At 35.6% G+C, this 15,808-nt stretch carries 10 protein-coding genes; 5 read left to right on the top strand and 5 right to left on the bottom strand.

All coding sequences use genetic code 11. The features are described from left to right. Nucleotide 1: 1 nt before the first annotated feature. The gene (locus tag IWX83_RS03385; RefSeq protein WP_196827647.1) at nucleotides 2-1,201 is read right to left on the bottom strand and encodes an FtsX-like permease family protein; all 1,200 of its coding nucleotides are present in this window, start codon (nucleotides 1,199-1,201) and stop codon (nucleotides 2-4) included. 3 nt (nucleotides 1,202-1,204) lie between these two features. Beyond that, nucleotides 1,205-1,597: a 30S ribosome-binding factor RbfA gene (rbfA, locus tag IWX83_RS03380; RefSeq protein WP_066075410.1), complete on the bottom strand. Its 393-nt coding sequence runs from the start codon at nucleotides 1,595-1,597 to the stop codon at nucleotides 1,205-1,207. Between the two features lie 231 nt (nucleotides 1,598-1,828). Between rbfA and IWX83_RS03375 the strand changes: the two genes are divergently transcribed. From IWX83_RS03375 to IWX83_RS03355, 5 genes are all read left to right on the top strand, one after another. Further along, nucleotides 1,829-5,470: an exodeoxyribonuclease V subunit beta gene (locus IWX83_RS03375; RefSeq protein ID WP_196827646.1), complete on the top strand. Its 3,642-nt coding sequence runs from the start codon at nucleotides 1,829-1,831 to the stop codon at nucleotides 5,468-5,470. A gap of 48 nt (nucleotides 5,471-5,518) precedes the next feature. After that, nucleotides 5,519-6,712: a glycine C-acetyltransferase gene (gene kbl / locus IWX83_RS03370; protein WP_196827644.1), complete on the top strand. Its 1,194-nt coding sequence runs from the start codon at nucleotides 5,519-5,521 to the stop codon at nucleotides 6,710-6,712. Between the two features lie 112 nt (nucleotides 6,713-6,824). Continuing rightward, on the top strand, nucleotides 6,825-8,267 hold the full coding sequence (locus tag IWX83_RS03365; RefSeq protein WP_196827642.1) for an OmpA family protein: 1,443 nt from the start codon (nucleotides 6,825-6,827) through the stop codon (nucleotides 8,265-8,267). A gap of 276 nt (nucleotides 8,268-8,543) precedes the next feature. Beyond that, nucleotides 8,544-11,309, top strand: coding sequence for a PD-(D/E)XK nuclease family protein (locus tag IWX83_RS03360; protein WP_196827639.1), 2,766 nt, complete (start codon nucleotides 8,544-8,546; stop codon nucleotides 11,307-11,309). Between the two features lie 295 nt (nucleotides 11,310-11,604). Continuing rightward, entirely contained in the window at nucleotides 11,605-12,282 is a 678-nt protein-coding gene (locus IWX83_RS03355) for an ATP-binding cassette domain-containing protein (RefSeq protein ID WP_231379786.1), read from the top strand. Here the strand turns inward: IWX83_RS03355 and IWX83_RS03350 are convergent. From IWX83_RS03350 to IWX83_RS03340, 3 genes are all read right to left on the bottom strand, one after another. After that, complete coding sequence (locus IWX83_RS03350) at nucleotides 12,279-13,061, bottom strand: alpha/beta fold hydrolase (RefSeq protein ID WP_196827637.1); 783 nt, start codon at nucleotides 13,059-13,061, stop codon at nucleotides 12,279-12,281. The two genes, IWX83_RS03355 and IWX83_RS03350, sit on opposite strands and share 4 nt — an antisense overlap. A gap of 295 nt (nucleotides 13,062-13,356) precedes the next feature. Next, on the bottom strand, nucleotides 13,357-14,157 hold the full coding sequence (locus IWX83_RS03345) for a TIGR00266 family protein (RefSeq protein ID WP_196827635.1): 801 nt from the start codon (nucleotides 14,155-14,157) through the stop codon (nucleotides 13,357-13,359). 276 nt (nucleotides 14,158-14,433) lie between these two features. Next, complete coding sequence (locus IWX83_RS03340; RefSeq protein ID WP_196827634.1) at nucleotides 14,434-15,726, bottom strand: aminopeptidase P family protein; 1,293 nt, start codon at nucleotides 15,724-15,726, stop codon at nucleotides 14,434-14,436. Nucleotides 15,727-15,808 lie beyond the last annotated feature (82 nt).

Raw genomic sequence — 15,808 nt, 5'->3', positions numbered from 1 at the left:
CCTACTCCAACAACTTCTTACTCACGCGACTACTGGCAATTAAGGAAGCAATAAAGCCAAGCGTGACAATCGTACCCATGACAATCAATACGTTTTCGAGAGAGAAAATCACCGGATAAGCAAGAGTGGGTGTAATCATAATTAGTTGAAAATATTCTTGTAGCAAAACGATTATAATTCCTAAAACCAGCCCGATAATTCCGCCAAAAACACTCAATAAAGTACCTTGTAGCAAGAATATTTTACGTAAATCTTTGATTTCGGTTCCTAAATTAAAAAGGGTTTTTAGGTTTCCTTTTTTGTCTAAAATCATCATAATCAACGCGCCAATCAAGTTAAAAAGTGCCACGACAATCACCAAAGTAAATATTAAATACACGGCAATATTCTCTGTATTCAACATTTTATAAAGCGATTCGTTGAGTTGCGCTCTGTTTTTTACGGTAATTTTATTATTGAAAATAGTTTGAAGTTGTTCTGTAATTGCACTTTCATCAGCGCCAGTTTTCGTTTTGATTTCAATTCCCGAAACCTGATTGGTTTTATATTCCAATAATTCCTGAGCCAAACCTAGATCGGCAAAAACATATTTAGAATCCAAGTCTTCACTAATGGCATAAATCCCAACAGGTATTACATCCGTTTTGTTAAAAGCTTGTTCGGGATTTTCGATAGCACCTTTTCCTGGTTTAGGAACCAAAACTTCTAATTGACGATTGAAATCCAACAATCCCATCGAAAATTTTTGAGCAATACTGTAGCCCACTACCACTTGATACGTATCTGGTTTCAACCATTGGCCGTTGAAAAGTTTGGTTTCAATAGCATTTACTTGATTAAAATTAGCATCTACACCTTTCAAATACGTGACTTCCTGTTTGCCATCAAAAGTGAATAAAACCCGCTCTTCAATAATTTTGGTATAGGATGCAAGACCTTCAATTTTCTTAATTTTACTTTCTTGATCTGGAGAAATAAGAAAGGATTTACCTAAAATACTACTAATTTTTAAATCGGGATCAATGTCATTGGTAAACGAAAGACTAAAATCTTTCAAGCCGCTAAAGACGGATAAAACGATAAACAAAGCCATGGCACCAACAATAATTCCCATGCTGGCAATGCGATTGATGATATTGATAGCGTTGTTTTTGCTGTTGCTAAGAATATAGCGTTTGGCTATGTAAAGGGGGAAATTCAAATTTTATTGGAATCTGCGTTTGTCCAGCAGCTCTCTATTTTCTATAGGATTGTCTCTATTTGCCAAGGCAGTATCGATTTTTTCAATGTAGTCTAAAGAGTCGTCAATAAAGAAAACCAAATTTGGAACTTTTCTCAATTGCAAACGCACTCTTTGTGATAAGTCATGTTTTATTGTTTTAGAATTCGACTTTACGGCCTCCAAAATTTCTTTTGCTTTATCCTGAGGGAAAACACTTAAATGAACCGTCGCTACAGATAAATCTGAAGTAACAACAACCTTGGATACCGAAATTATCAAATTACTAACTCCGTTTTTTCTCACTTCACCTTGCAGAATATCCACCAAATCTTTTTGGATCACCCCACCTATTTTTTTCTGTCTATTTGTTTCCATGCTGCAAAAATACTACTTTTAAGGTTTATCCCGAAGTTTCAGGACAAATTTTAAAAGTAACCTGTTAATAGTTGTGTTTTTAGGAGCTATTTCCTGCTGTTCACTATATCTTTCCTGCCGAAAACCGGCAAGAAAGGATGTCGTTTCCATCAGGGCTAGGAGATTTAGGAAATTAGAAAGCTTATCTTAAATCAGAAATCAGAAATTTAAAATCGTTAATCAAAAATCTTAATGCAAAGACCATCCTTCTCCATATACGACGCATCGGCAGGTAGCGGAAAAACCTATGCGTTAGTCAAAGAATATTTAAAAATTATTCTTGTTGCCAAGAAAAATGACGCGTATCGCAATATTCTCGCCATTACTTTCACGAACAAAGCGGTACACGAAATGAAAAGCCGCATCGTAGGCAGTCTTTCTGAATTTGCCAAAGACGAACCAAGCTCAAAAGCAGTAGATTTAATGCAGGATTTGGCAGTGGATACAGCACTTTCTGTTATTCAAATAAAAACCAAATCACAACAAATCATCAAGCATATCATTCATAATTATGCCGCTTTTGATATTTCGACTATTGATAAATTCACGCACAAAGTAATTCGCGCGTTTGCTCATGATTTAGGTTTGCCTATGACTTTTGAAGTTACTTTGGATACTGAAAATTTGTTGGTAGAAGCCGTTGATGCCATAATCGCTCAAGCCGGAGAAGATGAAACATTGACAAAGTTATTGATTGATTTCACGATGGAAAAAACCGATGATGACAAATCATGGGATATTTCACGGGAAATTCTTGATACCGGTCGTTTGGTTTTAAACGAAAATAACCGAAACGAAATTACCCATTTCCAAGACAAGTCAATAGCTGATTTTGTAGCAATTAAAGCAAAATTGAACGAGGCCTGCAAAGTTTTGGAGATAGAAAGTGTAGCTTTTGCCGAGGAAGCACTTTTGTTAATAGAAAAAAACGGAATCGATAGTAAGTCTTTTTCGGCAGGACATTTCCCAAAACATTTGATCAGCATTCAAGAAGGGAAATTCAATCCAAAAAATAAAACGTATCACGAATTTGATGCTATAAAAATCAATAAAACGGCAAAAGACCGAGCGATTATTGAAAACATAATTCCTGAATTACTTCAACTAGTAGATACTATTTATAAAGCTTTCGAAAAGAGAGATTTCTACAAAGCTTTCCTAAAAAACATAACGCCTTTGTCGTTGTTGAACACTGTTAGTAATGAATTGGCAAAAATCCAAAGCGAGCAAAACGTGCTATCTATTTCCGAATTTAATGCAATAATTCATAGGGAAATTCAAAACCAACCCGCTCCTTTTATATACGAGCGATTGGGAGAACGGTATCGTCACTTTTTTATAGACGAATTTCAGGATACATCCGAAATGCAATGGCAAAATTTGATTCCATTAATTGATAATGCCACATCTAGCGAAATTGATGGTGAAAAGGGGACTTTGATGATTGTTGGCGATCCAAAACAATCTATTTATAGATGGCGTGGCGGCAAAGCAGAGCAATTTATAGATCTGAGTAAAGACCAAAATCCGTTTAATAATCCGGAAAAAGTTCTCAAACATTTAGATAAAAATTACCGTTCGTATTCACAGGTAATTGAATTCAATAATGATTTTTTTAAAATGCTGTCGAATGAATTTGAGCACTTAGATTATAAAGATTTATATGCCAATCACAGTCATCAGAAGTTGAATGATAAAAAGGGCGGTTATGTAAATATTTCTTTCATTCCAAAAGTAGAAAAAACAGATGTTAATCCCGAATCTTTGGGGGAGGAAGAGGCGTTGGATAAAACAGAATTGTATGTTTTAGCGACACTAAACACCATTCAAAAAGTAATTAGGGAGGGCTTTGAATACAAAGACATTGTAATTTTGACCAGAAAACGAAGTCAAGGAATTGCGATTGCTACTTATTTGACTGAACAACAAATTCCGCTGTTGTCATCAGAAACGTTAATGATTCAAAATGCGACGGAAGTTAGATTGATTATTCATTTATTGAAATATTTGAAAAATAGTTCTGACTTGGAATCCAAAGCAAACTTTCTTCAATATTTAGCTCAAAACAGTCAGGATAAATTACCCGTTCATGATTTTATTGCCAAAGGAATGTCGTTGTTTCAAGAAACGGATTTTGAAAACTGGTTGATGAGTTTTGATGTTTCACTTTCGTTTCAAAACATTCGAAAAAAATCATTGTATGAAGCTGTAGAAACTATAGTGGCAAAGTTCCTCTCCCTAGCCCTATCCAAAGAAAAGGGTGACGAAGCGGTTAACGGTGTGGATAAATTAGGCTACATGACAGGCGGAAATTATTCTCATCTTTTGATAGAAAAAGCAAAAGAGAAGAGAAAAGAGCCAACACATGCTGAGAAAGTTCTTTGGATGGAGCTAAAATCTAAATCACTAGAAGATTATAAATTCAGTCAACAACATTTGATAGATGATTTTATTGTTGACTTTGTTTGTTTGTCAAAAAAATTGATTGTTGAAGTGGATGGTGATTACCATTTCTCTGATGAACAGATTGATTTAGATGAGAATAGAACCCGAACTCTAAAAATATTAGGTTATAAAGTGATTCGATTTACTAATGAGCAAGTCATAAAGAGTATTTCAGAAGTTTTAAAAGAAATAAAAAAGGAATTGGTAAGTCAAGAAGTTTTTCAAGATTCTATTTCTCCGGTTATGGCTCCCTTCCCTTCGGGGAGGGCTGGGGTGGGGAATGCCTACGTCCAATACTTCCTAGACATCGTTCTCGAGAGTGACATTCGTAACCAAGCAGGAATTTCAGATTTCTTGAATTTCTGGGATAAAAATGCCGAGAAGTTCAGCATTCCGTCTCCTGAAGGGACTAATGCCGTTCGGATTATGACGATTCATAAATCGAAAGGATTGGAATTTCCAGTCGTGATTTTTCCTTTTGCCGAGGAAGATTATAATAGAAAACCAAAAGATAAGTTGTGGCTGAATGCTGAGGAGCAGGATTTTGGTTTGCCAAAGGTTTTAATTGACAATAGCGTTGCGGTAGAAGGGTTTGGAGAAGAAGCTGCTGGGGTTTACAATCAAAAAAAGGAGGAAGAATTATTGGACAATATAAATGTTTTGTATGTAGCTTTAACTCGGGCTGAAGAACAACTATACGTGATTTCCAATATGAATTTATCTCGAAAAGAGGAAGTTCCTACAAACAACATGTGTACCTTTTTCATCAATTATTTGGAAAGTAAAAACGTATTCAAGGCAGATCAGATAGAATATGAATTTGGGAAAGAGACTAAACTGTCAACAAATAAAAAGCACGTTGATACTTCTAAAAGAATTCCTTTGGTTGCGGAAATTCTGAAGCCAAAGAATATAAAAATTGCGCAGCGAGAAGCTTTAATGTGGGGAACGCATCAGCAGGAAGCAATTGAGTACGGAAATATAATTCATGAAATTTTATCTTTTGTAAAAACTAAAAATGATGTTGATTTGGCAATTACAAAATCTATTGAAGACGGATTAATCACTTTTGCTCAAAAAGAAATAGTTTTTAATACAATTCAGGAAATTGTAAATCACAGGGAGTTAGAGATTTGTTTTGCTGAAGGGAATGAAGTATGGAACGAGCAAACCATCATTCAAAAGCAAGGAAAAACCATCAAGCCAGATCGAATGGTTCTGACTAAAAATAATGAAGTGTTTTTACTGGACTATAAAACGGGAACGCACAATTCAAAATACCAATTGCAATTGGAAAATTACCAAAGTGCAATTGAATTAATGGGATATAAAGTGGTAAAAAAAGCACTTATTTATATCGGAAAAGAAATCGATGTAGTAAATTTGTAACCTGAAAAATGAATTATTCGCAAAAATTGAACTTTAAAAACATAAAAAATGTACGGAAAAATAAAAGAACATCTTCAAGCAGAAATACAAACCATTGAAGATAACGGAATTTTTAAAAAGGAACGAATCATTACCTCGCCTCAAGGAGCAGAAATTACGATTTCAACTGGAGAAACTGTTTTAAATTTTTGTTCCAATAATTACCTAGGATTGTCATCGCATCCGGAAGTGATTCAGGCTGCAAAAGACGCCTTGGATTCGCATGGTTTCGGTATGTCGTCGGTTCGTTTTATTTGTGGAACACAGGATATTCATAAAACATTAGAAAAGAAGATTTCTGAATTTTACGGAACAGAAGATACGATTCTTTATGCTGCGGCTTTTGACGCGAATGGCGGAGTTTTCGAACCATTATTGGGAGAGCAAGATTGCATTATTTCGGATAGTTTGAATCATGCTTCTATTATTGATGGCGTTCGATTGTGTAAAGCTGCTCGTTATCGTTATGCTAACAGTGATATGCAAGATTTAGAACAACAGTTAATTAAAGCTACCGAAGCTGGAACTCGTTTTAAATTGATTGTTACCGATGGCGTTTTCTCAATGGACGGAGTAGTAGCGCCATTGGATAAAATTTGTGATTTAGCAGATAAATATGATGCGATGGTGATGGTCGATGAATGCCATGCTGCTGGCTTTATTGGTGCTACTGGAAAAGGAACGTTGGAAGCAAGAGGTGTAATGGGACGTGTGGACATTGTTACCGGAACATTAGGAAAAGCGTTAGGTGGAGCTATGGGCGGATATACGACTGCCAAGAAAGAAATTATCGAAATATTGCGTCAAAGATCGAGACCGTATTTGTTTTCTAATTCCCTAGCTCCTGCAATTGTAGGTGCCTCCATCAAAGTATTTGAATTATTAGAAAAGGACACCACGTTACGCGATAAACTAGAGTGGAATACCAATTATTTCAAAACAGGAATGAAAAATGCGGGATTTGACATCGTTGATGGGGACTCTGCTATAGTTCCGGTGATGCTTTATGATGCAAAATTATCACAAACTATGGCTGACGAACTGTTAAAAAAAGGGATCTATGTGATTGGCTTCTTTTTTCCAGTAGTCCCTAAAGACAAGGCGAGAATTAGAGTACAACTGTCTGCAGCGCATACACAAGCTCATTTAGATAAGGCAATAAAGGCATTTATTGAGGTTGGAAAAGCCCTGAATGTTGTATAATTCCCACTTTTGACTGTGTAAGAAGGTTTTTTTTAACATTTAATTTTGTAGTTTAAAATTTACGTACTACTTTTGCGTATAATTAACTAAATTGTAATTAAAAAAATTAAGTATGAAACATCTTAACAAAATTTTAGTTGCTGTGATGATGGTGATGGGTTTAAGCTCTCACGCACAAGACAGTAACAATCCTTGGGCTATCGCTTTTGGAGTTAATGCCGTTGACACCAAAGCTGGTGCAGAGGGAGGACATAACTGGCTTGATCGTCATTTTTCTCAACCTTTTGCGGTTAAAGAAAATTGGAATATTCTTCCATCTGTATCTTATTTAAGCGTTTCTAGATACGTAGGAGATAATTTCTCTTTCGGTCTTTCTGGAACTGTGAACAAAATAGATAAATTTGTAACGTTTTCTCCTGCGACTCCAGGTCGTGATGATCGTGGATATTTAGTTACTAATCCAGGTGATTTAATGTATTATGGTGTTGATGCTACTATCAAATATAGCTTCATGAACCTAATTAAATCTAAAGTTATTGATCCGTCTTTATCTGTTGGTGGAGGTTATACTTTCTTCGGAGATAGTAGTTTTGGAACATTCAATCCTGGTGCAGGTTTGACTTTCTGGTTTTCTGAAAATGTAGGTTTGGAACTTGCTACAAGATACAAAAAAGCTTTTGGTGATAGAACGGAAGGTAATGTTGATTTTGCTACTCCAGATGCTCCTTCTCTTTTTCAACACACTGCTGGTCTTATCTTCAAATTTGGAGGAAAAGATACAGATGGTGATGGAATTTACGATAAAGATGATGCTTGTCCAGAAGTTGCTGGTTTGAAAGAATTCAACGGTTGTCCTGATACTGATGGAGATGGGATTCAAGATAGTGCTGACGAATGTCCAAATGATTTTGGTCTAGCTGCATTAAACGGTTGTCCTGATACTGACGGAGATGGTGTTGCTGATAAAAATGATGCTTGTCCTACTGTTTTTGGTTTAGCTGCATTAAACGGTTGTCCAGATGCTGACGGTGACGGAATTGCTGACAAAGATGACAAATGTCCTACTGTTGCAGGTCCTAAAGAAAATGGTGGATGTCCTTGGCCTGATACTGACGGAGACGGTGTAGCAGACAAAGATGACGATTGTCCTACTGTAGCTGGTCCAGCTAGTAACAGAGGATGTCCTGAAGTAACTACTGAAGCGTTAGATAACCTTAAAATTCAAGCTAGAGCAATCTACTTTAATTCAGGTAAAGCTACTTTCAAAGTTGGTGATGTTCCAGCTCGATTAGATGCTATGGCAAATATTCTTAAAAACTACCCTAATGCTAAATTCAGTGTTGAAGGACATACTGATAGCGATGGTTCAGATGCATACAATCAAACACTTTCTGAAGATAGAGCTAACGTAGTTAGAGAAGCTTTATTAGAAAGAGGTATTAAAGGTGAAAACCTAAATGCTGTTGGTTTTGGTGAAGGAAGTCCAGTTGAAACAAATAAAACTGCTGCTGGTAAAGCTAAAAACAGAAGAACAGAAGTTATTTTACAAAAATAATTTTATTCGAAATATTTTTAGAAAACGCCTCGATTTATCGGGGCGTTTTTTTTATAGATAGAGTAACGTTTTAGAGCAGCTTTATTAGAATGACGTATTAAAGATGTAAACCTAAATGCTGTTGGTTTTGGTGAAGGAAGTTCGGTTGAAACAAATAAAACTGCTGCTGGTAAAGCTAAAAACAGAAGAACAGAAGTTGTTTTACAAAAATAATTTTATTCAAAATATTTTTAGAAAACGCCTCGATTTATCGGGGCGTTTTTTTATTTTTATAAAATGATAAACACTTCTTTTTTAGATAAAATTGCTACCGTTATACTTGAAAATTATTCTAATACCCTTTCGAATACCATTGTTGTTTTGCCAAACAAACGGGCTAAAATATTCTTAATTGAAGCATTAAAAAATCAAGTCACAAAAAACATTCTTTCTCCTGAAATTATAAGTATTGAAGATTTTGTGCAAAACATAGCGGGGATCCGCACTGTTGATCCAATTGAGTTATTATTTGAATTCTACGAAGTCTATCTGTCTATCACCGATAAAGGGAACCAACAAACTTTTGAGTTATTTGCCAATTGGGCCAAAACACTGCTACAGGACTTTAATGAAATTGATCGCTATTTATTAGATCCAGCACATGTACTTTCGTATTTGAAAGACATTGAAGATATCAAAAAATGGGGAATTGAGGTCGAAAATAAGACTACCTTATTAGAAAAATATATTGATTTTTGGAAATTGCTACCTAATTATTATCAATCGCTTTATACTCATTTATTGAATAAAGGAATAGGATATCAAGGTCTTATTTACCGAGAAGCAGTAAACAATCTCAATCATTTTACGGATTCAGTGCAAGACAAAAAATTTATTTTTGCAGGATTTAATGCTTTGAATGCAGCCGAAGAAAAAATAATTCAACACCTTATTGCCGCCGATCAAGCCAAAATATATTGGGATGTGGATCAAACCTTTTTAAATGATCCCTATCATGATGCCGGATTGTTTGTTAGGCGTTTTAAAGAAAATTGGAAACACTATAAATTGCATCCGTTTGAATGGATTGTCGACGATTTTTCGGAATCAAAAAATATTCAAGTTATTGGAACACCAAAGACTATTGGTCAGGCAAAAATAGCGGGAAGTATTATCGAGCATGTTATCCAAGAAAATCCAGAGGGGAAGCTTGATAAAGTGGCTGTTGTTCTTGGAGATGAAAATCTTTTAGTGCCGCTTTTATATTCGTTACCGTCAAGCGTTGGTGCTTTGAATATTACGATGGGGTATTCTAGTAAGAACAATCCAGCTCAAATTTTGATTGCCAAATTATTTAAGATGCACACAAATGCGTTGTCTAGAAACGCTAAAAGTTATGTGTTGTATTACAAAGATGTGTTGGATATTTTGACACATCCTTTGGTAGAACCTTATGCTAAAACGAGCAAACTTGTTCATGTCATTAATCAAAATAACTATACTTTTATTCCGCATCACAAGCTGTTGGAATTGAATCTGATTCCTACTGAGCTGTTCCTTTTGTTATTCCAAAAATGGGAAAAAGGTTCTATTCCTGTCTTGGAGACTATCTCTAAATTATTGCAAACCATAAAAGAAAATTTAAGCAACGATAATGAAGAAGAAAAAATCACAAAAGCTTTTGTTTTTGCGATTTTCAAGGTCATCAATAAACTGATTAATTACTACTCAAAACACGAACATATTGATAAAATAGAGACACTTTATGCCATTTACAAGCAAGTGATTGATTTAGCTGAAGTTTCTTTTGAAGGAGAACCTTTAAACGGTTTGCAAATTATGGGTGTGCTTGAAAGTCGGGTTTTAGATTTTGACACTATCATTGTCACCTCCATGAATGAAGGAAAATTTCCAGCCGGAAAATCTCAAAATTCCTTTATTCCTTATGATGTGAAACGCGAATTAGGTTTGCCCACGTTCAAAGAGAAAGACGCCATTTATACCTATCATTTTTATCATTTGCTGCAGCGGGCTAAAAACATCTACTTACTTTATAACACCGAAAGTGAAGGTTTAGATGCAGGTGAAAAAAGCCGCTTCATCACCCAACTTGAAGTAGAAAAACAGGCTAGTCATAATTTGACACACGAAATTTTTAACGCCGTTTTACCTGAAACAGCTTATCAGGCAATGGTGATTCAAAAATCGGAAAGTGTGATGGTTCGATTGAAAGAAATTGCAGGTAAGGGGTTTTCTCCGTCCGCACTGACAAGTTATATTCGGAATCCGATTCAGTTTTATTTCCAAAAAATATTACGCATTAGTGAAGTAGAAGAAGTCGAGGAAAATATCGCTTTAAACACCTTGGGAACCATTATTCATGAAACTTTGAAAGTTTTGTATGAACCTTTTATTGGTAAATTTATTTCGGAAAGTACTATTCAAGATTGTTTTAAGCAAATTGATCAAGAGGTTTTAAAACAATTCAAATTGGTTTATAAAGAAGGTGAAATCAAAAAAGGTAGAAATTTGTTAGCGTTTGAAGTCGCCAAACGTAATGTTTCTAATTTCCTAAAAGTAGAATTAGAAAGTATTAAGAGCGGTGATGCCATTAAAATTTTAGCGTTGGAACAAACTTTTGAACGCCAATTACAACATCCTAGTCTGCCTTTCCCGGTTTTGATTAAAGGAAATGTGGACCGAATTGAAGAGCGCAACGGAATCATTCGAATCATTGATTATAAAACAGGAAAGGTAGAAAAAGCAAGTGTTACGCTGAAATCATGGAACGGATTAACAGAAGATATAAAAAGTGATAAAATCATTCAGGTGCTTGCGTATGCGTATATGTACGAATTGGAAGCCAAAGGAAAACCCATCGAAGCAGGAATTATCTCCTTCAAAAATTTAAAAGCAGGTTTTCTTCCGTTTAATTTTAAAGAAGATAAAGAAGGGAATACCGTTATAGACGAAACAATTTTGAGTAATTATCTCGAGCAAATGGTTCTTTTACTGCGTGAAATTTTAGACGATACTATTCCTTTTGAAGAAAAATTAATATAAAAAGAAACCAAATCAGAAAACTAGCCAACCTATTTGAGTTTTACAAAAGTACTTTGACATTAAATATGTCAATTAGTGTTTTGGCTTGGCTATTTGGAGGATTTGAGTTGTTTAAGTATGTGCTTGTTATTTTTGGTTTCTTTATTAGTTTGTTAATTAAAGAAGTGAACTCAAAAAACGAGTATTTGTTTTATTACAACAATGGAATCTCTAAAATGCAACTTTTCATTTATAGTTTTCTGCTCAATTTCGTCTTTTCGTTGGTGCTGATTTTAGTCATTAATCTAATTTTGAAATGGACATGACAAAAAGTGTTTTAGAAGTAGATAGCGTTCAAAAACAATATGATGGAAAAATCATTATTTCGGATGTATATTTAAAATGTGAAACTGCTGATATAATTGGTGTTTTAGGCAGAAATGGTTCTGGAAAATCGACTTTGTTAAAAATCATCTTCGGAATTGTAGCTGCTGATTTTAAGTTTGTTCGTGTTGATGGTGCCGTGAAATCAACAACTAGCGATCTGCTGAACGAAATTAGTTATTTGCCTCAAGAGAATTTTATTCCAAATTCATTTTCAGTTAAAAAAAAAATTCTACTGTCTCTTGCTAAAGATAAAATACAAGACTTTTGCGCCGATGAAATGATTCAATCGATATTAGCCAAAAAAATAAAGCATTTGTCTGGCGGAGAATTGCGGTATTTAGAAATTAAATTAATCCTAAATAACACATCCGAATTTGTGCTTCTAGACGAGCCTTACAATGGTTTATCACCGTTAATGAGTGATAAAGTGAATGATATGATCACAGCAATGTCCCTGACAAAAGGCATTATTATTACCGACCATAATTATGAAAACGTGATCAAAGTTTCGACAAGACTCGCCTTGATGAAAGAAGGCAAATTACACCACCTAAAAGACAAAAACGAATTAGTGGAGAAAGGATATCTCAAAGCCGGAATGATTTAGATGCTCTTAAAGAAAGTCAGCAATACAATTAGTAATTGGTCTTGGTTTTCAATGTGGCTCATGTGTCCGTCCGGAAAAGTGACTAGTTTTACGCTCGTATTTTCGGTTTGATCTTTGGTTTCTTCGTAATTTAAAACAGGATCTTTTTCGCCTAGAACTAATAGTTTCGGAAAAGGAGTGAGATGTAATAAAACTTCTCTATCCGGTCTAATTTTCATTCCTTCCAGTGACGCAACAATTCCTTGAAGCGGCGTTTTTAAAGCCTCTTTTTTTACACGTTCAATTGCTGAGGAGAGGCGCTCTCTGTTATCTTCACTGAATAAATTAGCGATAGACAGCGAGACAAAATTCATATACGATAGTTTTACGGCTTTTATCGCTCTATCGCGATTGATTTTTCGTTCAGTGCTATCAGCTCTTGCAGTCGAGTTTAATAAAACCAAACCTTTGATGGTGTCTGGATACAATTCTGCGAAAGCCAAAGCTACATAACCACCCATAGAATGGCCGACAAAAATAGCTTTTCGGATGCGTAGTTCTGATAAAACAGCGTGTACGACATCGGCATTATCCTCCATCGTTTGCACATATCCCAAACATTCCGTTGCCCCATGTCCTAATAAATCAATGGTGATTACGCGGTTTTTTTTAGCAAATTCTGGAACATAAAAATCCCACATATCTTTGTTTTCCAAGAAACCATGAAGCAAGATAACTGCAGTTCCCTTTCCAGTATCAGAATACGAGATTTGTGTGTTTTTGAATTGAATGTGTTTCAAAATAGCGAATTAGATTTTTTGTAAAAATAAGGCATTTATTTTTAAGCCTTGATTAATGTACAAGTAGGTTGAACATGTTATTTTTTTTGAAACATATCAGTCATATAAGTTTTTAGAATTGCTGTGGCGAATTAGCCTAAAAACAAGAATAAAGATTAAAAATAGTTGAACAGAATTATTAAACAAAAAGTGTTTTTCAACCATATAAGTCATTTAATTGTTACTTCTATTTGCTTAAATGACTTATATGTTAAAATAAAAAGCGGCTCCCTTTATTGAAAGCCGTTAGTAAAACTTAAAACCGTCGATCTCCATTAAGCATGCTTCCTAATCCACCGAGTAAGCTGCCTTCATCTTGACTACTACCACCAGCTCTTGGTGCTGAAGCGATGATTCTGTCGGCTAGTCGGCTGAAAGGTAAAGATTGTATGTAAACTGTTCCCGGACCACGAAGTGTAGCATAAAATAAACCTTCGCCACCAAAAATGGAATTCTTAATACCGCCAATAAACTCAATGTCATAATCCACCCCTTTTGTGAAACCCACAATACAGCCTGTATCTACTTTTAGGATTTCGCCTGCAGCTAATTTTTTTATGGCTAACGTTCCACCGGTATGTACAAACGCCATTCCGTCTCCTTCTATTTTTTGCATGATAAAACCTTCTCCACCAAATAAGCCACGACCGAGTTTTTTAGAGAATTCAATTCCCACAGAAACACCTTTGGCAGCGCAAAGGAAAGCATCTTTCTGGCAAATGAATTTCCCATTAAATTGCGTTAAGTCAATTGGAATTATTTTTCCGGGATACGGTGATGCAAAGGAAACTTTACTTTTGGTATTGTTTTGATTGATGAACGCAGTCATAAAAAGACTTTCGCCAGTCAGTACTCTTTTTCCGGCGCTTAAAAGTTTGCCAAATAATCCGTTTTCCTGTCCGGAACCATCTCCAAAAATAGTTTCCATTTGGATGTTATTGTCCATCATCATAAAACTGCCCGCTTCGGCAATTACAATTTCTTGTGGGTCTAATTCTATTTCCACATACTGCATTTCCTCGCCGTAAATGTGGTAGTCTATTTCGTGTGCTTGCATGATTTTTAGTGTTTTGATTGAATAGATAAGTTGGAAATAGGTATAAAATGTTACAGCTTTTTTTAGATTTTATAATGGATTTAACATTTTCGTTCTTCTGAAAAACATGCGTTCTGTTTAGCCCTGATGGAAGTGGTATCCTCTTGTAGAGTGCAACGGAACAAGAGATATAATGGACAGCAGGAGGAAACGTTGTTTTGAAAAACAATACGTCCTGCTCCAAAAAAAAACAGCCTAGATTGCTCTAGACTGCCTGTTTTAGATAGGAAAGACGTATTATGCGTTCATTAATTCTTCGATTTCCTCGACTTCTATAGGGATGTTGCGCATCATGTTGAACGGCTCGCCGCTTTCTTGAACGATGATGTTGTCCTCTAGGCGGATTCCGAAACCTTCAGCAGGAATGTAAATTCCAGGCTCTACGGTGAAGACCATATTGGCTTGCATTGGCTCGGTCAAAATACCGTAATCGTGCGTGTCCAATCCCATGTGGTGCGATGTTCCGTGCATGAAATATTTTTTATAAGCGGGCCATTCTGGTTTTTCGTTTTGCACATCGGCTTTGTCGATAAGACCCAAACCGAGTAACTCAGAAGTCATTAATTTCCCTACTTCGATATGGTATTGTTTCCAAAGTGTTCCTGTAGTCAGCATTTTGGTCGCTTCGTTTTTTACATTTAAAACGGCATTGTACACTGCTTTTTGTCTTTTGGTATACTTTCCTGAAACTGGAATGGTACGCGTCATATCACTGGAATAATTCGCATATTCAGCCGCAACGTCCAGTAAAATCAAATCACCGGCTTTACATTGTTGGTTGTTTTCGATGTAATGCAACACATTGGCATTATTTCCGGAAGCGATAATTGGCGTGTAAGCAAAACCTCTGGAACGGTTGCGAATGAATTCGTGAATCAACTCGGCCTCAATTTCGTATTCGGTCACGTTTGGTTTCACGAAAGGCAATAATCGTCTAAAACCAAGTTCGGTAATATTACAGGCTTTTTGAATTAAATCCAACTCTTCGGTTTCTTTTACAGAGCGCAGGCGTTGCAAAATAGGGTTGCTTTTGGCAACAGCATGTGCAGGATATTTGTCTTTCCACCATTTTACAAATCGGGCTTCGCGTGTTTCAGTTTCTACGGTAGCACGATAATGCTCGTTTGTATTGATGTAAATTGTTTCAGCGTGCGTCATCATTTCGAATAATACTTTCTCAAATTCCTGTAACCAGTACACGGTTCTGATTCCTGTTACTTCAAAAGCGCGTTCCTTAGTCAGTTTTTCACCTTCCCAAATGGCAATGTGTTCGCTAGTTTCTTTTAAGAATAACATTTCTCTTTGATGTTCATGAGGAGCATCTGGAAAAAGCAATAAAATACTTTCTTCCTGATCGACTCCGCTCAAATAAAAGATGTCACGGTGTTGTGCAAATGGCAACGTACTATCAGCCGATACGGGATAAATATCATTAGAATTGAAAATAGCTACGCTCTTTGGCTTCATCTGAGCCATGAACTTTGCTCTATTTTTTATAAATAAATCGCGGTCAATTTGGTGGTATTTCATTTGTGTGGTTTTATTTTTTTTAGGTTCGAAAGGCAATTAGGATCCGTTATTTTCAAAATAACTATAATTTTTTGATCTTCTT

The sequence above is a fragment of the Flavobacterium sp. CG_9.1 genome, assembly GCF_015751645.1.
GTDB lineage: Bacteria > Bacteroidota > Bacteroidia > Flavobacteriales > Flavobacteriaceae > Flavobacterium > Flavobacterium xanthum.
This window is presented reverse-complemented; position numbering and strand designations above follow the sequence as displayed.